Annotated in this window: 20 protein-coding genes; 10 read left to right on the top strand and 10 right to left on the bottom strand. The window is 72.4% G+C overall.

The genetic code is table 11. The features are described from left to right. Nucleotides 1-31: 31 nt before the first annotated feature. Together M8542_RS47515 and M8542_RS47510 are read left to right on the top strand one after the other, a co-directional pair. Nucleotides 32-1,450 (top strand): class I adenylate-forming enzyme family protein, encoded by a 1,419-nt coding sequence (locus tag M8542_RS47515; RefSeq protein ID WP_257927030.1) that lies wholly within the window; start codon nucleotides 32-34, stop codon nucleotides 1,448-1,450. Beyond that, the gene (locus M8542_RS47510; RefSeq protein ID WP_257927029.1) at nucleotides 1,447-2,337 is read left to right on the top strand and encodes an ACP S-malonyltransferase; all 891 of its coding nucleotides are present in this window, start codon (nucleotides 1,447-1,449) and stop codon (nucleotides 2,335-2,337) included. Before M8542_RS47515 ends, M8542_RS47510 begins: the two co-directional genes overlap by 4 nt. On the opposite strand, the gene M8542_RS47505 is transcribed toward M8542_RS47510, so the two are convergent. Next, nucleotides 2,334-3,029: a response regulator gene (locus M8542_RS47505; RefSeq protein ID WP_257927028.1), complete on the bottom strand. Its 696-nt coding sequence runs from the start codon at nucleotides 3,027-3,029 to the stop codon at nucleotides 2,334-2,336. The genes M8542_RS47510 and M8542_RS47505 overlap by 4 nt on opposite strands. Further along, nucleotides 3,022-4,182 (bottom strand): sensor histidine kinase, encoded by a 1,161-nt coding sequence (locus M8542_RS47500; RefSeq protein WP_257927027.1) that lies wholly within the window; start codon nucleotides 4,180-4,182, stop codon nucleotides 3,022-3,024. Before M8542_RS47500 ends, M8542_RS47505 begins: the two co-directional genes overlap by 8 nt. A 94-nt stretch (nucleotides 4,183-4,276) precedes the next feature. Between M8542_RS47500 and M8542_RS47495 the strand changes: the two genes are divergently transcribed. The 3 genes from M8542_RS47495 (at nucleotide 4,277) to M8542_RS47485 (ending at nucleotide 6,635) form a co-directional block, all read left to right on the top strand. Then, a complete protein-coding gene (locus tag M8542_RS47495) occupies nucleotides 4,277-5,041 on the top strand; it encodes a carbon-nitrogen hydrolase family protein (protein ID WP_257927026.1) in 765 nt (254 codons plus the stop codon). 66 nt (nucleotides 5,042-5,107) lie between these two features. Further along, nucleotides 5,108-5,953 (top strand): sigma-70 family RNA polymerase sigma factor, encoded by an 846-nt coding sequence (locus tag M8542_RS47490; protein ID WP_257927025.1) that lies wholly within the window; start codon nucleotides 5,108-5,110, stop codon nucleotides 5,951-5,953. 4 nt (nucleotides 5,954-5,957) lie between these two features. Continuing rightward, a complete protein-coding gene (locus M8542_RS47485; RefSeq protein ID WP_257927024.1) occupies nucleotides 5,958-6,635 on the top strand; it encodes a hypothetical protein in 678 nt (225 codons plus the stop codon). On the opposite strand, the gene M8542_RS47480 is transcribed toward M8542_RS47485, so the two are convergent. Then, complete coding sequence (locus M8542_RS47480; RefSeq protein ID WP_257927023.1) at nucleotides 6,632-7,288, bottom strand: polysaccharide deacetylase family protein; 657 nt, start codon at nucleotides 7,286-7,288, stop codon at nucleotides 6,632-6,634. The two genes, M8542_RS47485 and M8542_RS47480, sit on opposite strands and share 4 nt — an antisense overlap. A 3-nt stretch (nucleotides 7,289-7,291) precedes the next feature. Further along, nucleotides 7,292-7,945, bottom strand: coding sequence for an endo-1,4-beta-xylanase XynA (xynA, locus tag M8542_RS47475; RefSeq protein WP_257927022.1), 654 nt, complete (start codon nucleotides 7,943-7,945; stop codon nucleotides 7,292-7,294). Nucleotides 7,946-8,124: 179 nt separating this feature from the next. Here xynA and M8542_RS47470 point away from each other — a divergent pair, with 179 nt between their 5' ends. Further along, complete coding sequence (locus M8542_RS47470) at nucleotides 8,125-8,598, top strand: tetratricopeptide repeat protein (protein WP_257927021.1); 474 nt, start codon at nucleotides 8,125-8,127, stop codon at nucleotides 8,596-8,598. A 175-nt stretch (nucleotides 8,599-8,773) separates the two neighbouring features. Then, entirely contained in the window at nucleotides 8,774-9,055 is a 282-nt protein-coding gene (locus M8542_RS47465; RefSeq protein ID WP_257927020.1) for a hypothetical protein, read from the top strand. A 42-nt stretch (nucleotides 9,056-9,097) separates the two neighbouring features. Here the strand turns inward: M8542_RS47465 and M8542_RS47460 are convergent, their stop codons facing one another. Together M8542_RS47460 and M8542_RS47455 are read right to left on the bottom strand one after the other, a co-directional pair. Beyond that, complete coding sequence (locus tag M8542_RS47460) at nucleotides 9,098-11,605, bottom strand: FtsX-like permease family protein (RefSeq protein WP_372508798.1); 2,508 nt, start codon at nucleotides 11,603-11,605, stop codon at nucleotides 9,098-9,100. Beyond that, entirely contained in the window at nucleotides 11,599-12,333 is a 735-nt protein-coding gene (locus M8542_RS47455) for an ABC transporter ATP-binding protein (RefSeq protein ID WP_257927019.1), read from the bottom strand. Before M8542_RS47455 ends, M8542_RS47460 begins: the two co-directional genes overlap by 7 nt. A 123-nt stretch (nucleotides 12,334-12,456) precedes the next feature. Between M8542_RS47455 and M8542_RS47450 the strand changes: the two genes are divergently transcribed. From M8542_RS47450 to M8542_RS47440, 3 genes are all read left to right on the top strand, one after another. Beyond that, nucleotides 12,457-13,656 (top strand): sensor histidine kinase, encoded by a 1,200-nt coding sequence (locus M8542_RS47450; RefSeq protein ID WP_257927018.1) that lies wholly within the window; start codon nucleotides 12,457-12,459, stop codon nucleotides 13,654-13,656. Beyond that, nucleotides 13,644-14,300 carry a response regulator gene (locus M8542_RS47445; RefSeq protein ID WP_257927017.1) on the top strand — a complete coding sequence of 219 codons (657 nt, stop codon included), beginning with the start codon at nucleotides 13,644-13,646 and terminating at the stop codon, nucleotides 14,298-14,300. The genes M8542_RS47450 and M8542_RS47445 overlap by 13 nt, the downstream gene beginning before the upstream one ends. 71 nt (nucleotides 14,301-14,371) lie before the next feature. Continuing rightward, a complete protein-coding gene (locus tag M8542_RS47440) occupies nucleotides 14,372-14,566 on the top strand; it encodes a hypothetical protein (protein ID WP_257927016.1) in 195 nt (64 codons plus the stop codon). Here the strand turns inward: M8542_RS47440 and M8542_RS47435 are convergent. The 4 genes from M8542_RS47435 to M8542_RS47420 form a co-directional block, all read right to left on the bottom strand. Further along, nucleotides 14,493-15,593 (bottom strand): MFS transporter, encoded by a 1,101-nt coding sequence (locus tag M8542_RS47435; RefSeq protein WP_257927015.1) that lies wholly within the window; start codon nucleotides 15,591-15,593, stop codon nucleotides 14,493-14,495. The genes M8542_RS47440 and M8542_RS47435 overlap by 74 nt on opposite strands. A 191-nt stretch (nucleotides 15,594-15,784) precedes the next feature. Continuing rightward, nucleotides 15,785-16,741 (bottom strand): GlxA family transcriptional regulator, encoded by a 957-nt coding sequence (locus tag M8542_RS47430; RefSeq protein WP_257927014.1) that lies wholly within the window; start codon nucleotides 16,739-16,741, stop codon nucleotides 15,785-15,787. 21 nt (nucleotides 16,742-16,762) lie between these two features. Further along, nucleotides 16,763-17,329 carry a TetR/AcrR family transcriptional regulator gene (locus tag M8542_RS47425; protein WP_257927013.1) on the bottom strand — a complete coding sequence of 189 codons (567 nt, stop codon included), beginning with the start codon at nucleotides 17,327-17,329 and terminating at the stop codon, nucleotides 16,763-16,765. 60 nt (nucleotides 17,330-17,389) lie between these two features. Further along, nucleotides 17,390-18,703, bottom strand: coding sequence for an ABC transporter substrate-binding protein (locus M8542_RS47420; protein ID WP_257927012.1), 1,314 nt, complete (start codon nucleotides 18,701-18,703; stop codon nucleotides 17,390-17,392). Nucleotides 18,704-18,827: the final 124 nt, after the last annotated feature.

The following is an 18,827-nucleotide window of genomic DNA, read 5'->3' as shown; positions in this document are numbered from 1 at the left end:
ACATCGTCAATTCCACCGAAAGGACGGGCCGATGCCGGCGAAACTCTTTGCTGCGGACTCGGTGCAGACCCTCGACGAGTTCGAGTCGCGGACCCTCGGGGTGGCCGACGCGCTGGCCGCCCGCGGCCTGCTGCCCGGGCACCGGGTGCTGCTGAAGGCCGGCAACTCCGCCGGGTACGTGAGCACGCTGTTCGCGCTGATGCACCTCGGTGCGTCGATCGTGCTCGTCGACCCGCAGGAGAAGGCCTCGCAGACCCAGGAGATCATCGACCGCGCGGCCGTCCGGCTGTCCATCGTGGACGACGACGCGCCGCTGCCGGACGGGCAGAACCCGCTCTACATCTACGAGCTGCTGGCCGACGCGGTGCCGGCCGAGCCCGGCGAGCGGCTCGACTTCGACCGCTGGTGCGAGCTGCCCGACAGCATCATCATGTGGTCGTCCGGCTCGACGGGCTCGCCGAAGGGGATCGTCAAGAACGGCGCCCGGTTCCTGAAGAACATGAAGCGCAACGCCGAGCAGGTCGGGCACCGCCCCGACGACGTCCTGCTGCCACTGCTGCCCTTCTCCCACCAGTACGGCATTTCCATGGTGATGATCGCCTGGCTGACCCGCTGCTCGCTGGTGATCGCCCCCTACCGCCGGCTCGACCGCGCGCTGCGGATGGCGGGCCAGTGCGGCGCGACCGTCGTCGACGCCGCCCCGACCACCTACCAGAGCATGCTGAACATCGTCCGCAAGCGCCCCGAGGCCCGGGCCGCGCTGGCGAAGGTGCGGATGTTCTGCAGTGGCGCCGCCCCGCTCGACAGCCCGGTGGTCGCCGAGTACGAGGCCGAGTTCGGGATGACCCTGCTCGACAGCTACGGCAGCACCGAGCTCGGCAACCTGGCCTTCGCCACCCTCGACAACCCGGTCGGCACCGGCCAGGTGATGGCCGGCATCGACGTCAGGATCCTCGACGACGACGGCCGCGAGGTCGCCGCCGGTGAGATCGGCGAGGTCGTCATCGACTGCCCGGACATGCTGACCGCGCTGCTCGGCGACGACGGCACCACGACCCCGGTCACCCAGGGCTGGTACCCGACCGGCGACTTCGGGTACCTCGACGCGCACCGGAACCTGTTCATCGCCGGGCGCAAGGCCGCCGTGCACCGCATGGGCTACACGCTGCACCCCGAGATCATCGAGCGGAAGGTCGCCGCCCAGGGCTGCAGCACCCGCATCATCCCGCTGCCCGACGAGCGCAAGGGCGCCCAGCTCGTGTTCTTCGTCGCCGACCCGGAGCGGCGCGAAAGCGGTTACTGGCGCGAAAAGCTGGCCGAAGTGCTGCCGGCGTACGAGCAGCCGAACCGGGTCGTCGTCGTGGACCAGTTCCCGGTCAACCGCAACGGGAAGCCGGACAAGCAGCGGATGGCCGAGCTGGCCGTGGCCGACACCGGGTCCGCCGCGTGAGCGGCACCGCGCTGGTCTTCCCCGGCATGGCGCCGAGCCGGTTCGAGGAGCTCACCAAGTTCCTCGTGCTGGACCCGCGGGCCCAGCGGCGCGTCGCCGAGGCCGACGACGTGGCCGGTTACTCCATTTTGGACGCCTACGCCGACAGCGAGGACGCGTACTCCCCGGCCGCGCAGCTGGCCTTCCTGGTCAGCTGCGTCGCCCTCGCGGACGGGCTCACCGTCCGCCCGGACGCGGTGACCGGCGTCAGCTTCGGCCAGAAGGCCGCGGCCGTCCACTCGGGAGCGTTGAGCTTCGCCGACGCGGTCCGCTTGACGGCCGTGCAGGCGGCCTGCGAGGCGGAGTACTTCGCCTCGCAGCACCAGGACGTCGTGACGCACACGGTCACGCGCGTGCCCGACGAGGGCTGGCGGACCGTCCTGGGTGAACTTTCCTGGGCCGAGATCTCCGGTGTCGTCGACGACGGCTTCCACATGGTCTCACTGCGGGAAGGCGAGCTGGCGGAGTTCACCCGGCGGATCAGCGCGGTCGGCGGCTATTCGCTGTACACGATGCGCCCGCCGGTGCACGCGCCCGCGTTCGGGGCGTTGCGGCGCCGAGCGGCCGAAGCGGCGTTCGGCGACTGTCCCTTGCGGACCCCGGAGCTCCCGCTGCTGTCCGATCAGGACGGTGCGGTCGTGACCACGGCCGACGAGGTCCGCACCATGCTGCTGGGCACCTTCGACCGGCCGATCGACTGGCCTTCGGTCACGGCGGCACTACACCGGCTCGGTGTCACGGAGCTGCACTTCTGCGGCACGGACAACCTGTTCAGCCGGACCCCGAAGGCGAAGGAGTTCCGCGTCCACGCGCACAACCCGAAGCTCGCGCTCCGCCCGGCGGCCTAGCGCGACTTCGGCTCCCGCTCCAGCCCGTGCCGGACGGCGTAGCGCACCGCCTCGACGCGGTTGCGCACGCCGATCTTGGCGAACGCGTTGTTGATGTGCGTCTTCACCGTCGCCTCGCCGATGAACAGCTCGGCGGCGATCTTCCCGTTGCTGAGCCCGGCGGCGATCAGGCCGAGCACCTCGGCCTCGCGCGCGGTCAGCCCGTCCGGCAGGCCTTCCTTGTGCGGGGCGGCTTTCGCCGCGCTCGGCCCGCCCGAGTCGAACAACGCGCTGACGACCTGGCGCGAAACGTCCGCGCCGAACGTCAGCTGCCCGGCGACCACGGCTCGCAGCGCGGAGCCGATCTCGCCCCGGCCGGCCTCCTTCGTCAGGTAGCCGCGCGCGCCCGCGGCCAGCGCGCCGGCGATCGACTCGTCGTCCGAATAGGTCGTCAGCACCACCACGGCGACCTCCGGGTGGTCCTGCGTGATGCGCTTGGTGGCTTCGACCCCGCTCAGCACCGGCATGTTCAGGTCCATCAGCACGACGTCGAGCCGCTCGAGCGACGCGACCAGCTCGAGCGCCTGCGCGCCGTTCGCGGCCGAGCCGACGACCTCGACGTCGTCGAGCAGGCTCATCAGCGCGACCAGGCCCTCGCGCACGACCTGCTGGTCGTCGACCACGATCACCTTGATCGTCTGCGGCTCACCCATGATCCCCTCCAGTGTGACCGGGTTCCGGCACTTCCGCGACCACCTGCCACTCCCCCTGGCACGTGCCCGTGCTCAACCGCCCGCCGACCTGGGAAACGCGCTCACGCATCCCGGTCAGCCCGAAGCCCGTCCCCGCACCCGGATCGCCGGCGACGGGGTTGCGGACGGTCAGGCGGACGCGGTCCGGCTCGAAGCCCAGCACCATGGTGACCGGTTCGCCGGGCGCGTGCTTGGCGGCGTTCGTCAAGGCTTCCCTGGCCAGCGCCACGAGGCAGGCTACCACCGAGAACGGCGGGGTCCGGAGCTCGCCTTCGGTGCCGAACGACACCTCGGTGCCGCTCAGCTTGTGGTGCCGCTGCGCCAGATCCTCCAGCGCGCGAGCGAGCGGCGGGACGTCGGCCCGCAGGGCGGCGACGGCGTTGCGGGCCTCGGCCAGACCGTCCACAGCCAACCGTCGCGACACCAGAACCCGTTCCAGCGCCCGGTCGTCGTCCTTCTGCTCGAGCATCGCCTCGGCGAGCTCGAGCTGGACCACCAGCGCGCCAAGGGAATTCGCCAGCACGTCGTGGATCTCGCGGGCGATCCGGGTGCGCTCGTCCAACGCGGCCGCGCGCGTCTGCTCGGCCTGCGCGCGTTTGGTCTGCTCCAGCAGCCGCCGCGTCTGGGCCAGGTGGATCCGGTACTGCCGCCGGTTCAGCCCGAACAGCAGGATGATCACCAGGCCGAGCGGGTTGCCGAGCGTCTCGCCGAGCGAGACGTCGGCGAGCAGCCCGCCGAGCACGCACAGCGCGATGTCGGCGCAGCCGGTCGCGACGATCAGCCGCACGCCGGGGGTGATCAGCGCGGCGAACCGGCCGAGCATCACCACGCCGATGACGAGGGCGGAGGTGTCCGAGGCGACGCTGATCACCGGGGCCACGACGGTGGCGCCGGCGGCGAGCAGCGCGGCGGCCGTGCGCGGCAGCCGTTCGTGGCCGAGCACGAAACCCACCCAGCACGCGGCGGCCGCGCCGTAGGCCACCCACACGAGTGGCTGGGTCTCCGCGGTGGTCAGCAGCGTCGCCAGGATCACCACGGACCCCAGCAGCTGCACCACCAGCCAGCCCGGCGCCACGTTCTCGGGGAGCCTCAGGCCGCGGAGCACCTTGTCCATGGCCAGCAGTCTGCCGCATCACCGGGCCTGGAGCCCCCGTGGTGGGGCAGAGTAGGGGTTGTCGGGTTTTCGCCGCCGCGCTTACGCTTGGCCGGTGAAGATCGCCTGCTGGCAGGCCACCCCGGACGACGCCGGGGCCGCCGGGCTGCGCGCGGTCGCCCGGCGGGCCGCGGCGGCGGGCGCGGCCCTGCTCGTCACCCCGGAGCTGTCGGCGACGGGCTACCTGACCGACGCCCAGCGCCTGCGTGCCCTGGCCGAGCCGCCCGACGGGCCGTGGGCCGGGACGGTCTCGGCGATCGCGGCCGAGGCGGGCATCGCGATCGTCCACGGCGGCCCGGAAGCCGACGGCGACCGCGTGTACAACACGGCCTGCCTGGTGGACCGGACCGGCCGCACGGTGCTGCGCTACCGCAAGAGCCACCTGTACGGCCCGGTGGAGCGCGCGGCGTTCTCCCCGGGCGAAGACGGCGTGAAGCAGGTGGAGTTCGGCGGCCTCACGCTGGGCATGCTGATTTGTTACGACGTCGAGTTCCCCGAAGCGGTGCGTGCCCACGCCGTCGCGGGCACGCAGCTGCTCGTGGTGCCGACGGCGTTGATGACCCCGGGCGAGTTCGTGGCGACCGGTCTCGTCCCGGCCCGCGCGTTCGAGAACCAGCTGTTCATCGCCTACGCCAACTGGACGGGCGAGGGCTCGGGGCTCACGTATTGCGGGCTCAGCCGGATCGTCGGCCCGGACGGGCGGGTGTTGAGCGGGTCCGGAGAGCTGCGCTACGCGTCGATCGACCTGGCCGAGATCCCGAAGGCCCGCGAGTTCAGCCCGTACCTGGCCGACCGGCGGCCCGCGCTCTTCGCCGGGTAGGTCCACTGTGGACCTGTCACATCGGAGTCTGCCCGTTCGTCAGCCCGGTGACGGGACGGAGGAACCGTGGAAGAAGCCCTCGCCGAAGAGTTCGAAACGCACCGCGGCCACCTGCGCGCGGTGGCCTACCGCATGCTGGGTTCGACGGCCGAGGCCGAGGACGCCGTCCAGGAGGCGTGGCTGCGGCTGGCCCGCGCCGGCGCCGGCGGCGTCGCCAACCTGGCCGGCTGGCTGACCACCGTCGTCGGCCGGATCTGCCTGGACATGCTGCGGTCGCGGCGGACCCGCCGCGAAGAGCCGCTGGAAACGCACGTGCCCGACCCGGTCGTGACGGACCCCGCCGAGGTGGCGGCGCTCGCCGACTCGGTGGGCCTCGCGCTCATGGTCGTGTTGGAGACGCTCAAGCCGCCCGAACGGCTGGCCTTCGTGCTGCACGACCTGTTCGGCGTGCCGTTCGAGGAGATCGCGCCGATCGTCGGCAAGTCCCCGGCGGCCGCCACCCAGCTGGCCAGCCGCGCCCGCCGTCGCGTGCGTGGCGCCGCCCGCCCGGACGTCGGCCTGGCCGCCCAGCGCGAGGTGGTCGACGCGTTCCTGGCGGCCTCGCGGGCCGGGGACTTCGAAGCCCTGGTGGCGGTGCTCGACCCGGACGTCGTGCTGCGGGTCGACGCCGGGACGGCGTCGAAGCTGGTCCGCGGCGCGCGGGACGTCGCGAGCCAGGCGCTGCTGTTCGCCCGCGGCGCCGGCGCGGTCGCGCGGCCGGTGGTCGTCAACGGTCAGGCGGGCCTGGTGGCGACGGTCGCCGAGCGGCCGGTGGCGGTGTTCTGCCCGACCGTGCGGGGCGGCCGGTTCGTGGAAGTCGACATCGTCGCCGACCCCGACCGCGTCGCGGCGCTGGTCGGGCCGGGACAATGACCGGGTGCTGACTCCCGAGCGCGTGAAGACCCACTGGTGGCGCGGCGCGCTCGCGGTGGCGGCGGTGGTCGTGGCCTGCTTCGCCGAGAGCCCGTTCGCCGCGTTGTTCGGCCTGCTCCCGACGTTGTTCTGGTGCCTGCTGGCGCCCAGCCGCCGGACCGGGCTGATCGTCGGGGCGCTGCTGGTGGCGTTGCTGGCCTGGTTCGTGCTGCCGCTGGGCCTCGCCGGGCCGTGGGTGCCGGCCCCGATCGAGCTGTACTGGCTCCACACCACCCTCGCGGCGGTCATCTGCGCGATCGGCGCGCGACGCGGGTTCGTCCGGTTGTTCCTGCTGGTCGTCGCCGGGTTCGTGGTGACCGGCGGCGTGTGGTTCCTGGGGCTGGAGGCGCCGCCCGGCGCCGAAGGGGTGCTGCCCGGCCCCGCCGGTCTGCAGAACGCGCGGCACGAGGAATGCGCGTCGGGCGGGTGCTGGTGGGCCCTGAACTCCACCGGCGCCGACGCCGACCGGCGGTGGCACGAGCACCTGGCGGCCCAGGGCTACTCCCCCGCCCCGGCGGGGCCGATCACCGGTGCTCCGCGGTTCTGCCGGACCACCGGGATCGCCGTGACCCACATGATCTGCGTCGAGCTGACCACTTCTTCGGCGGACGCCGTCCACCTGGAGTGGTACGACAACACTTAGCCCGGGGCGACCGCCCGGCCCGTCTGCGGCGAGATCATCCCCGCGCACAGCCCGCGGCTCGCCAGTGTCTGCGCGATCCGCGGGACGGCGGCCAGCGTGTTGGCCGGCCACTCGTGCATCAGGATGATCTGGCCGTTGCCGAGCCGGGCGTTGGCCTGCACGATCGCGTCGACGCTCGCGTTGTTCCAGTCCTGCGAGTCGACGTCCCAGATGATCTGGCGGAGCCCGTACTTCGCCTCGACCGCCTGCAGCGTCCCGTTGGTTTCGCCGTACGGCGGGCGGAACAGCCGCGGGGTGCCGCCGCCGGCCGCCGCGATCGCCTGCTGCGTCCGGGAAACCTCCGAGTCCATCTGGGACTGGCTCTGCTGGGTCAGGTGCGGGTGGGTGTAGCTGTGGTTGCCGACCCACATCCCCGCGCTCACCTGGGCCCGGACCTGCGCCGGGTACGCGGCCGCGTACTGGCCCTCGTTGAACATGGTGGCGCGCAAGCCGTTCTGCCGCAACGCGTTCAGCAACGCCGGGGTGTGCGCGTTCGACGGCCCGTCGTCGAAGGTGAGCCCGACGTAGCCGGAGCAGGCCGCGGCGTGCGCCGGGGTGACAGCGGTGGCCGCGCTGAACGCCAGCAGTGCCGCGCCGAAGATCCATTTCTTCATGCTTCAGCCCACCGTGAGGTTCGAGTTGCCGCTGCTCTGGTAACCCTCGGTGGCAAGGATCATGTAGTAGTTGAAGCTGCCGAGCCGCATGCCGTAGCGCGCCCACGCGTCGAAGTGGTTGCCGGTGGTGATGGTGCCGCCGGTCCGCTTCTGCTGCCGCACGGACCAGTACTGGTTGAAGGTCTTGGTCCCCTCGACGGACGGCGCGTTGTAGCGAGTGGTCTGGTAGATGTCGTAGGTGCCACCGTCACTGGTCACGGTGCCCTTGTAGGTCCCGGTCGGCCGGTAGGTGCCCCAGTTGTCGACGATGTAGTACTCGACCAGCGGGTTCGACGTCCAGCCGTAGAGGGCGAGGTAGCCGTTGCCGGAGGGGTTGAAGCTGCCGGAGTAGCTGACGGTCCGCCGGCTGCCGTTGCTCCACCCCTTGCCGCCGACGAAGTTGCCGACGTTGCTCCAGTTCATCCGGTAGTTCCCGCCGGAGCCGAGCGTCATCTGGACCGAGCCGCCGCCGTCGGTCCAGAAGGAGTAGTAGTACCCGCCGTTGTTCCCGGTCTGGCTGGTGGTGATGACGGTGTCGGCCCGCGCGACCCCGGGGACAAGCGAGGCGATGAGCGCGAGCGCGGCCCCACCGGCGAACACCCTGATCTTGGTGAGCATGCTTCCTCCTCGTCGAGGCTGGCCAGGATGGGGAAAGCATGTGATCGGGATCGGTGGTGGGGCAATAACTTTCGGAAAGTTTCGGGAGTACGGCAGGGGTTCCCGGGCGGGACAAGGACATCGAGCCCCTGAACTGATGTTTCACCGCGATTTCATCGCCCCTGCCTACCGTCCGCCCCATGATCGCCGACGAGCTGTATCGCGACGCGTTCCGACTGGAGCGAGGCAGCTCCGTCGACGATCTGCCCGAGATCGAACGGCTCTACCGGCGGGCCGCCGCGCGGGGGTCCGCCGCCGCCATGGGGCGGCTCGGGTTGCTTCTCGAAGGGCGTACCCGCGCCGAATTCGAAGGGCACTCGGCCGCGCAAGCCGTCGGGGATCTCGCCGAAGCCCTTGAGTGGTACGAAAAGGCCGCCAAGGCCGGGCACAGCGACGCCGCCTTCTTCCTCGGCCGGCTCTACTCCGAGAAGCTCGGGGACTGGGCCAAAGCCGAGCCCTGGTACCGGCGGGCCGCCCGCGCGGGTAACAGCGACGCCCGGGACCGGCTCGCCGCCGGGCCGCACGGGCCGGTCCGGCGGCAACCGAACCTCAGGGCCGGCTATGCCGTCCTCGCGCTGCTCGCCGTCCTCGTCCTGGTCGCGCTGACCTGCTGAGCTCCGGTTTCATCCGGATTTCATCGCTGCCCCCTAACGTCGGCGAGCATGACCGCCGAGGAGCTGTTCGCCGCCGGGCACCAGCTGGAGTTCTGGGGCTCCGTCGAGGATCTGCCCGAAATCGAACGGCTCTACCGCGCGGCTGGGGCTGGCCGTCGAAGGCGAGCTGCGGGCCATGAAGGAGGCGCGGGAACCCGGCACCGGCCTCGGGAACCTCGAGGAAGCCGCCCGGTGGTACCGGAAGGCCGCCGAGGCCGGGCACGCGCAGGCCGCCTTCTTCCTCGGCCGGCTCTACTCCGAGAAGCTCGGTGACTGGCAGCGGGCCGAACCCTGGTACCGCAAGCCGCCGCCGGACTGGCTGCTGCCGCGTGCCGCACCGGCGAAGACCGGCTGCGTGGTCCTCGCCGTGCTGCCGCTCCTGCTGACCGTCCTCGCCATCGTGACGAAGACCGCCTGAAGCCGTCCGGGCGCCGGCCGAGGGGGACGGCGCCCGGACTCCTCACTCCCGCAGGCCGATCGCCTCCACCGGGCGGGCCCGCAGCGCCACCGACGTCGACACGCCGATCGCCATCATGCCCAGCAGTGCCGCGCCGCCGATGATTCCGAAGTAGACACTCCAGGGGCCCGACGGCAGCGGGTTCCCGCGCAGGCCCACGTTCAGCAACCCCAGCGGCACCAACGCCACCAGCGTGCCCAGCACCACCGCGATCCCGACCGTGGTGAGCGCCTCGAGCCGCATCATGCGGGTCACCTGGCGCCGGGTCGTGCCGACCAGCCGCAGCAGCGCGAACTCCCGTGTCCGCTGCGCCGTCGTCAGCACCAGCGTGTTCGCCACCGAAATCGCCAGGTACGCGACGATCACGCCGACCGCGACCAGGTTCAGGTAGAACTGCGCCTGCCGCTCGCCACCCTCAGGCGCGGCCATCGACGCCGCCGGGGCCACCGTCACCCCGGGCAGCTCGCGCAGCGCCGCGGCCACCGCCGCGGGGTCGGCGTCGACGGCCCGCCGGACCAGCACCGAGTCGTCGAGCCGGCCGCCGTCGTGCGCGCGGGCCAGCCCGATCGGCAGCACGAAGTCGCCGAACGCCTTGTCGCGGGTGTAGGTCGCCACCAGCCGCAGCTTCGCCGGGACGCCGTCGCCGAAGTAGAACGACACTTCGTCGCCGATCTTCTTGTCCAGCCAGTCGGCTTCCGAACGGCTCAACGCCACCGTGTCACCCGAAAGGTCCTCGAGCCGCCCCTGGTCGACACCCAGCTCCAGCACCCCGCGGACCTTGTCCAGGCCCTGCGCGGGTTTCCGCTGGACGTCCACGCTGTCGCCCATCGACGACACCGTGAGCACCGAGGTCCGCACCACCGGGGTCGCCGCGGCGACGCCCGGCACCCGCTCGACCGCCGCCGCGACCTCCGGCGACACCCCGGCCGGACCGGACAGGACGTAGTCGGCCGTCGTCGAGCGTGCTGTCTCCTCCGCCGTGGCCGCCGTGCTCGAGGTCTGGCTGTAGAACGTCGCCAGCGCGAACGCGACCGCCAGCATGATCGGGGTCACCGCCGCGGCCAGCCGCCGGGTGCCGGCCTGCGCGTTCGCCCCGGCCAGGTACCCGCTGATCCGCCAGACCCGGCCGAGCACCGGCGCGAGCACCCGCACCAGCGCGCCGGTCACCCGCGGGCCCACCACGGCCAGCCCGATGACAACGACCAGCGTCGACATCGTCGAAACCGCGGTCGCGATGTCGCCGTGCAGGAACAGCGGGACCAGCGCGCCGCCGAAGCCGACCAGCACCAGGCCCCAGCCCGTGAGCAGCCGGACCCGGCCGAGCTCGCGGCGTTCGACCGCGGCTTCGCCGAGCGCTTCGACCGGCCGGATCGACGACGGCCGCCGCGACGCCGCCCACGCCGCCAGCCGGGCCGCGCCCAGCCCGAGCAGCACCGCGGCGATCGGCGGGAGCGGGCTGATCGCCAGCCCGAAGTCCGCCGGGATCACGCCGATCGCGGCGAAGGCGTCCCGCAGCCCGGACGCCACCGCCACGCCCAGCGCGCCACCGAGCACCCCGGCGGCGAGCGCGACCAACGTCGTCTCGGTGCCGATGAGCTTGCGGATCTGCTTGGGTGTCGCCGCGACCGCGCGCAGCAGCGCGAACTCGCGGCGACGCTGGTTGATCGTCAGCGCCAGGGTGCTCGCCACGACGAAGACCGCCACCAGCAAGGCGAACCCGCCGAACGAGCCGGCGATCGCCAGCAACAGCAGCCGCGTCTGGCTGACGTCGAGAAACTCGACGGTGCTGCGCTCGACGCCGGTGGTCACTTCGGTGCCCGGGGCGACGGCGCGCACCCGCTCGGCGAGCGTCTCCGGCGCCACGCCGGGGTCGGCGAGGACGCCGATCGCGTGCGCCTGGCCGGGCCGCCCGGCCAGTTCCGTGGCCCGCGCCGGGGTGAAGAACACCGTCGTCTGCCGCGAAAGCGCGTTCACGATGCCGCTGACGCGGAACGTCGTCGGTGCCGCGCGCGTGGTGATCCGCACCTGTCCGCCGACGCCCACCTTCGCCTGCCGCGCCAGGTCGGCGTCGAGCACGACGTCGTCGGCGGCCGCGGGCGCAGCGCCGGCGGTCAGCGTGAACGGCGCCAGCGCGGCCGCGTCCCAGTTGTGGCCCAGTGCCGGCGGGCCCCCGGCGACCTGCGCGGGGAAGCTCTGCTCGGCGATCGCCGCGTGCACGCCGGGCACCGCGGCGATCCGGCCGGCCAGCGCCGCCGGGACCGAAGGCTGTTCGCCGACCTGCTCGAACGTCAGCGCGTCGGCGCCGGGCGGCCGGACGGTCTGGGCGCCGCCGACGACGACGGCCGCGGCGGCGTAGCGCTGGGTGGGGACGCCGGCTCGCAGGCCGGACTCCATGAGGACACCGCAGCCCGCCACCAGGGCGGTGCCGCACAGGATCGCGATGAACGCGCCGGCGAACCCGCCGAGCCGCGTCCGGATCGTCTGCCACGCGAGGTCCAGCACGCTCACCACTCCCCGAGGTGCGTCATCCGCTCCGCCACCCGCTCGGGGGTGGGGTGCGGGAGGTGACCGGCGAGCTTGCCGTCGGCCAGGAAGAGCACGCCGTGCGCGGCCGAGGCCGCGACCGGGTCGTGGGTCACCATCAGCACCGTCTGCCCCATGCCCTCGACGACGGCGCGCAGCAGGTCGAGCACCTGACGGGCGGTGCGGGTGTCGAGCGCGCCGGTCGGCTCGTCGGCCAGCACGACGTCGGGCCGGGCGATCAGCGCCCGCGCGATCGCGACGCGCTGCTGCTGCCCGCCGGACAGCTCGGCCGGCCGGTGTTCCAGCCGGTTCGCGATGCCGACGCCGTCGACGACCTGCCGCAGCCACTGCGGGTCCGCCTTGGTGCCGGCCAGCCGCATCGGCAGCGTGATGTTCTGCAGCACGTTCAGCGATGGCAGCAGGTTGTAGGCCTGGAAGACGAACCCGACGCGGGTGCGCCGCAGCCGCGTCAGCTCGTTCTCCTTCAGCTTGCCGATCTCGGTGCCGCCGAGCAGCACCCGCCCCGACGTCGGCCGGTCGAGGCCGGCCGCGCAGTGCAGGAAGGTGCTCTTGCCCGAGCCGGACGGGCCCATCACCGCGGTGAACGTCCCCCGCGCCACGCCCGCCGACACGCCGTCCAGCGCGGTGACCGCGCCGTCGCCGGAGCCGTACACCTTCCGCACCCCGGCCAGTTCCAGCGCATACGCTGTAGTCATCGTGCTCCCTTTCGCTCCCTGGCAAGAAAACTAGGGCGGCGCGGCCGGGACTTCGATCCTGCGGGGAGGTGGATCCGGGGTAGCGCCAGCACCACCACGGCGGTGGGGTGGGACACTGTCGCCGTGACGACCCGCCTGCGGAAGTGCTGGTCGGCGGCTCGTTACCTCGTCGTCGGCGCCGGCACCTCGATGCTGTCGATCTTCGCCCTCGCCGGGCTCTTCGCCGTGCTCCTGCTGTGCCCGTTCGGCGTCGGCATCCCGTCGCTGGCCCCGGCGATCCGGCTGTCGCGGTGGCCGGTGAACGTCGACCGCCGCCGGGCCGCGCGCCTGCTCGACGAAGCGATCCCCGAGCCGTACCGGGACGGCTCCCCGCTGAAGGACCCGGCGACGCGGCGCGACCTCGCGTGGCTCGCGATCCACGCGGCGACCGGCCTCTTCATCGGCTGCCTGGCCATCGGCCTGCCGCTGGGCGCGGTCCAGCAGGTCGTCACGGCGATCATCTGGCCCGCGGTGCCCGGCGGCATCGAAGGGTCCCTCGGGATCGTCGTCAACTCGTGGCCGACGGCCGCGCTGTGCGTCCTCAGCGGCGTCGCCATGGCCGCGGTGGCGCTGCTGTTCCCGCGGGTGGCGCGCTGGCAGGCCCGCACCGCGCAGCGGTTCCTCGCACCCGGGCCCGGCACCGTCCTCGCCGACCGCGTCGCAAAGCTGACCGCGACCCGGGCGGCCGCGCTGGAGGCGCACGGCGCCGAGCTGCGCCGCATCGAGCGTGACCTCCACGACGGCACCCAGGCCCGGATCGCGGCGGTCGTGCTGCAGCTGGGCATCGCCGGCCAGCTCTACGACCGCGACCCGGACACGGTGCGCGACCTGCTGGTCAAGGCGCAGGACACGGCGACCGACGCGCTGGCCGAGCTGCGGACGGTGGTGCGCAGCATCTACCCGCCGCTGCTGAGCGAGCGCGGCCTGGCCGGGGCGGTGCGCGCGCTCGCCGAGCGCACGCCGGTGCCGACCGCGGTCACCGTCGAGTACGAGACGGGCCGCCCGGCCGCCGTCGAAGCCGCCGCGTACTTCGTCGTCGCCGAGGTGCTGGCCAACGTCACCAAGCACGCCGACGCGTCCCAGGTGGACATCGTCCTGGGCGGCACGGTTTCGTTGCTGCGCCTGCAGATCCGTGACGACGGCCGCGGCGGCGCGGACGAGTCGCGCGGCAGCGGCCTGGCCGGGATCCGGCGCCGCGCGGAAGCCTTCGACGGAACCCTCACCCTGACCAGCCCACCCGGTGGGCCGACCGAGCTGCGAGTGGAGCTGCCATGCGGGTCGTGATCGCCGAGGACGACGCGTTGCTGCGCGAAGGCCTCGGGCTGCTGCTGAAGACGGCGGGCATCGAGGTGGCCGCCACGTTCGACAACGCCGAGGACTTCCTGGCGTTCGTCGAGGGCGACCGGCCGGACGCGGTCGTGATGGACGTCCGGATGCCCCCGACCCACCGCGACGAGGGCCTGCGCGCGGCGGTGCGCGCCCGCGAGATCCACCCGGCGCTGCCGGTGCTGGTGCTGTCCGCGCACGTCGAGACGAGCTACGCGGTGGAGCTGCTCGCCGACGGTGTCGGCGGGGTCGGCTACCTGCTCAAGGAGCGCGTCGGCAAGGTCGAGCGGTTCCTCGACGCCCTCCAGCGCGTCGCCAAGGGCGGCACGGCGATGGACCCCGAGGTGATCGGCCAGCTGATGTCCCGCCGGCGCGCCGCCGATCCGCTGGCCGCGCTGACGGCACGGGAGCGTGAGGTGCTGGCGTTGATGGCCGAGGGCTACAACAACGGCACGATCGCGGAGCTGCTGGTGGTCAGCGACGGCGCGGTGCTCAAGCACATCCGCAACATCTTCGCGAAGCTCGGCCTGCCCTCGGACGAAGGCGGCGGGCACCGCCGGGTGCTGGCGGTGCTTGCCTACCTCGGCCGGGACGCGGGGTAGCGCTGGCGCTACCCCGGTTCCGGGTGCCGGCGGGATCGTTCGGTCAGCCGCGTTTTCCTAGTGTTCGTGGCATGGAAAACACCACCGCAGTCACCCGCTCCGCCGCCCCCGCCGTCCTCTGGCCGCTGCTCGTCGTCAGCGCGGGGGTCAACGCCGTCGGCTCCTTCACGGGGATGGCGGACCCGTTCCGGATCACGGCCGGCGCGATCGCGACCGTGGCCCTGATCCTGCTGGTCGTGCACTACGTCCGACGCCGGCGGCAGTGACCAGCGCCGCGGCGACCCAGTACGGACCCACCGTCCCGAGCGCCACCCCGGCGAGCACGGGCCCGGCCGCCGCCCCGACGTTGAGGGCGGCGGTCGCGTACGACCCCGCCATCGTCGGCGCGCCGGTGGCTCGGCTCAGGATCCGCGTGATCAGCGTGCCACCGACCGCGAACGACAACGCGCCCTGCGTGAACGCGAGCACTACGAGCGCCGCGGGGACCAGGGCCAGCACGATCCAGCCCGCGAGCAGCAGCGAGCCACCCACGGCGAGGACCCGGCCGGGCCACCGGTCCGCGAGCCGTCCCGCCGCGGTGACCCCGGCGAAACACCCGAGGCCGAACGCGGCGAGCACCACCGGCGCCGGCGCGAGGCCCTCGCTCAGCGGCGCCAGATAGGTGAAAACGCCGAAGGTGGCGGCGTTGACCAGCGCGGCCCGGAGCAGCACCGGCGCGAGCGGGCGGAGTTCGCGGAACTCGGCCCGCAGGCCGGACACACCGCCGGCCGGGGTGTCGGGAATCCGCCACACCGCGGCGAACGCGGGCACGCACAACGCGGCGACAACCCAGAAGGCCGAGCGCCAGCCGAACGCGGCGTCGAGCAGCGCCCCACCGGGGACGCCGGCGATGCACGCCACGGTGGTCCCGCCGAGCAGCACGGCGAGCGCCCGTCCCGGCGGCCCGAACCGGGTCGCCACGGTAATCGCGACGGCGAGGAACCCGGCGTTGGCGACGGCCGCGACCACCCGCGTCCCCAGCAGGACGGCGAACGACGTCGTCACCGCGCCGAGGATGTGCGCGGCGACGAACACCACCAAGAACCCGAGCAACGCGGTCCGCGGCGGCCACCTCCGCGCGAGCGCCGCCATCAGCGGCGCGCCCACCACCATCCCGACAGCGAACGCGCTGGTCAGGTAGCCCGCCTGCGCGAGTGAGACGTCGAGCGCGGCGGCGACGGCGGGCACCAGCCCGGCGAGCATGAATTCGGACGTGCCCATGGCGAACACCGCCAGGGCGAGGAAGTACAACAACGAGGACTCCAGGGAGCACGAAGGTGTGAGGACACTTCGTGGTCACCCGGGCAGCCGGGGAAGAGCAGAGGGTTACCGGGCCGCCGGGATGACCGGCAGCCCCGCCCTGGACGCTTCGGGGCTCGACATGCCCCCGACCTTACCGGGTCTGCCGCGGCTTGTCGTGAGTGTTTAGGGCGGTTAGAACCGCCCTAAACACTCACGACAGCTGCGGCAGAGCGGAAACTGGCGCGGTAGGCCTGGGGGCTCGTCCCGACGATCCGCTTGAACCGCTCGCGAAACGCCGTCGGCGACCCGAACCCGACGTCGCCGGCGATGCGGTCCACCGGATCGCCCGTCGCCTCCAGCAGGTGCTGGGCCCGCCGGACCCGGGCCCGCAGCAGCCACTGCAACGGCGTTGTCCCCGTCTGCTCGCGGAAGCGGCGGTTCAACGTCCGCGTGCTCATCCCCACCCGCGCCGCGATCTCCGCCAGCGTCAGCTCAGCCGCGCAGTTCGCCTCGAGCCACGTCAGCACCGGCTCCAGCTCCGAGCCGCGCGGCGCCGGCGGCCGGTCGTGGACGATGAACTGCGCCTGGCCGCCCTCGCGCTCCAGCGGCATCACCGACAGCCGGGCCGCGTCGGCCGCCACCGCCGAGCCGTGGTCGCGGCGGATCAGGTGCAGGCACAGGTCCAGGCCCGCCGCCGCGCCCGCCGAGCTCAGGAACTGGCCGTTGTCCACATACAGGACGTCCGGATCCACGTCGACCGCCGGGAACCGGCGGGCCAGCTCGGGCGCGGCCGCCCAGTGGGTCGTCGCGCGCAGGCCGTCGAGCAGCCCCGTCTCGGCCAGCACGAACGCCCCCGAGCAGATCGACGCGATCCGCGCGCCCCGCGCCGCCGCGGCACGCAACGCCGAGTGCACCGAAGGCGGCAACGGCGGGTTCGACGCCCGGCCCGGCACGATGATCGTGTCCGCGTCGGCGAGCCCCGAGAGGTCGAACGGCGCCCGCAGCGTGAACATCCCCGCGTCCAGCTCCGGCGCGGGACCGCAGATCCGGACCTCGTACGCGGGGCGGCCGCGCAGGAGCGTCCGCGAGAAGACCTCGATGGGCGTCGCCAGGTCGAACGGGACGACCTGGTCCAGCGCGAGGACCGCGACGATGTGCATGACCCCACGATAGTCCGTCCACTAAGGACGGAGGCTGCGCAGCATCAGGTTCGCGAAGTGCTCGCCCACCTGCTCGCCCGAGAGCGAACCGTCCGCGTGGTACCACATGCCGAGCCGGTGGATGGCGCCGTAGTGGTAGTTGATCACCAGGTCGGCCGGCACGTCGTCGCGGAACACCCCGGTGCGCTGCCCCTCGGCGACCAGGTCCCGCACGCGCTCGTGGTACGTGCGCCGCTCGGCCCGCACCTGGACCTGCTTGGACTTCTCCAGCAGCGGGAACGACTGGAAGAACACGGTCGCGGCGTCGAGGTCGGCGATGCTCGTCACGACGACGTCGGTGACGATCGCGTGCAGCCGCTCCGGCAGCGGCAGGTCGGACTCGGCGATCGTCACCATCCGCCGCGTCTGCATCCGCAGCATCGCCGTGTAGATCTCGAAGAGCAGGTCGTCCTTCGACTCGAAGTAGTGATACAGCCCGCCTTTGGTGACGCCGGCCTCTTCGACGATCTCACGGACCGTGGTCGCCTCGAACCCCTTCTCGGCGAACAGGCGCACCGCCGCCCGCACCACCTTGTCCCGCACGTTCATGTCACCACCCTAGGTGAGCGGACGGGCCGGTCCGCACGGCGCTGCGGACCGGCCCACCCATCACTTACCCAGCAGATTCACCTGCTCCGGAGTGGCGCGTTCACCGGTGTACGGCGTGATCGCCCCGGTGCCCCGGTCGGTGACCGACGGTGGCTGGATCACCGTCGTCGTGGTGTCCGGGTTGATCTTGAACACGTACGCCCCGGTGTAGCCGGAGTGCGAGTCCTTCGAGAACCCGAACGGCGTGAGACCCGGGCCCTTCAACGCCCCCGAGCTCATCGCTTCGACGATCTTCTGCCGCGTCGGGTCCGGCCCGGCGGCCTTCAGCGCCTGGCCGAACGTGTACGCCTGCACCATCCCGTAGAACAGCGTGTTGGTGAGCGGCTCCTTCGGGATGTACTTGTCGTGGATGCCCTTGAAGTAGGCCACCCACGGGTCCGAAGTCTGCGCGACGTCGGGCAGGTAGCCGGTGCCGATCAGCCCGGCCAGCAGCTGCGCGCTCGACACGCTGGCCCCGCCGCGCTTGGCGAAGTCCTGCAGCAGCCCGGACAGCGTCGCCGGGTCCGCGCCGATGCTGCTGACCACGAACTGCGGGTGGTAGCCGATCTTCGCCGCGGCCAGGATGGCGAGTGCGGTGAACGCCGGGATGCACTCGCAGACGACGACCTCGGCGCCGGCGCCCTTGAGCGCCGACAGCTGCGGCGTGACGTCGGTGTTGGCGCTGTCGTAGCCCTGCCGGACCACCGTCTGGTCCTTGACGAACTGGTCGAGCCCGGCCTGGGTGTCGCGGCCGACGTCGTCGTTCTGCGTGAAGTAGCCGATCTTCTTACCGGCGAAGTTGTCCTTCACGTACTTGCCCTGGATCTTGCCCTCGCGGGTGTAGTCCACCTGGTACCCGAAGGTCATCGGCGCCTTCTGCGGGTTGTCCCACGCCAGCGCGCCCGAGGACACCAGCAGGTCCGGCACGCCTTCGGAGTTCAGGTAGTCGACGACCTTGGAGTGCGTCGGCGTGCCCAGGCCGCCGACGATCGCGAACACCTTGTCCTGCAGCACGAGCTTCTTGACGACCTCGACGGTCTTGGTCGGGTTGTACCCGTCGTCCTCGACCTTGTAGTCGATCTTGCGGCCGTTGATCCCGCCGCCGTCGTTGATCGCCTGGTACACCGCGCGGGCGCCGACGGAGATCTTGGAGTACCCGGGCGCGGCGGGCCCGGTGAGCGGCTGGTGGGTGCCGATCGTGACGGTGTCCTTGGTGACGCCGACGGCCGAGTCGGCCGCCTGCTGGCCACCGCCGTCGCTCTCCCCCGCGCCGCCGCACGCGGTCAGCGCCAGTGCGAGGGCGACGAACCCCGCGCCGTACCTAGTGGTTCTCATGGTTCTCCATAAGATTGTTGGTGTTCAGGACGGGATGTTCTGGATGCCCAGGGCGATGGGGTGTGGCTGATGGTTTTCTGCCCCGTCAGGTGGCTTACGAGGAGTGGCCGCCCTGTCGTTCTGG

This window comes from Amycolatopsis iheyensis, assembly GCF_024703995.1.
GTDB classification, from domain to species: Bacteria; Actinomycetota; Actinomycetes; order Mycobacteriales; family Pseudonocardiaceae; genus Amycolatopsis; species Amycolatopsis iheyensis.
The sequence above is the reverse complement of the archived record's forward strand: the minus strand, read 5'-3'. Positions and strand labels throughout refer to the sequence as shown.

Coding starts and splice junctions, on each gene's coding strand:
- M8542_RS47440 (WP_257927016.1), top strand. CDS start 14,372: ATGGAAAACACCACCGCAGTCACCCGCTCCGCCGCCCCCGCCGTCCTC.
- M8542_RS47505 (WP_257927028.1), bottom strand. CDS start 3,029: ATGGGTGAGCCGCAGACGATCAAGGTGATCGTGGTCGACGACCAGCAG.
- M8542_RS47465 (WP_257927020.1), top strand. CDS start 8,774: ATGAAGGAGGCGCGGGAACCCGGCACCGGCCTCGGGAACCTCGAGGAA.
- M8542_RS47430 (WP_257927014.1), bottom strand. CDS start 16,741: ATGCACATCGTCGCGGTCCTCGCGCTGGACCAGGTCGTCCCGTTCGAC.
- M8542_RS47425 (WP_257927013.1), bottom strand. CDS start 17,329: ATGAACGTGCGGGACAAGGTGGTGCGGGCGGCGGTGCGCCTGTTCGCC.
- M8542_RS47480 (WP_257927023.1), bottom strand. CDS start 7,288: ATGAAGAAATGGATCTTCGGCGCGGCACTGCTGGCGTTCAGCGCGGCC.
- M8542_RS47500 (WP_257927027.1), bottom strand. CDS start 4,182: ATGGACAAGGTGCTCCGCGGCCTGAGGCTCCCCGAGAACGTGGCGCCG.
- M8542_RS47455 (WP_257927019.1), bottom strand. CDS start 12,333: ATGACTACAGCGTATGCGCTGGAACTGGCCGGGGTGCGGAAGGTGTAC.
- M8542_RS47445 (WP_257927017.1), top strand. CDS start 13,644: ATGCGGGTCGTGATCGCCGAGGACGACGCGTTGCTGCGCGAAGGCCTC.
- xynA (WP_257927022.1), bottom strand. CDS start 7,945: ATGCTCACCAAGATCAGGGTGTTCGCCGGTGGGGCCGCGCTCGCGCTC.
- M8542_RS47470 (WP_257927021.1), top strand. CDS start 8,125: ATGATCGCCGACGAGCTGTATCGCGACGCGTTCCGACTGGAGCGAGGC.
- M8542_RS47420 (WP_257927012.1), bottom strand. CDS start 18,703: ATGAGAACCACTAGGTACGGCGCGGGGTTCGTCGCCCTCGCACTGGCG.
- M8542_RS47515 (WP_257927030.1), top strand. CDS start 32: ATGCCGGCGAAACTCTTTGCTGCGGACTCGGTGCAGACCCTCGACGAG.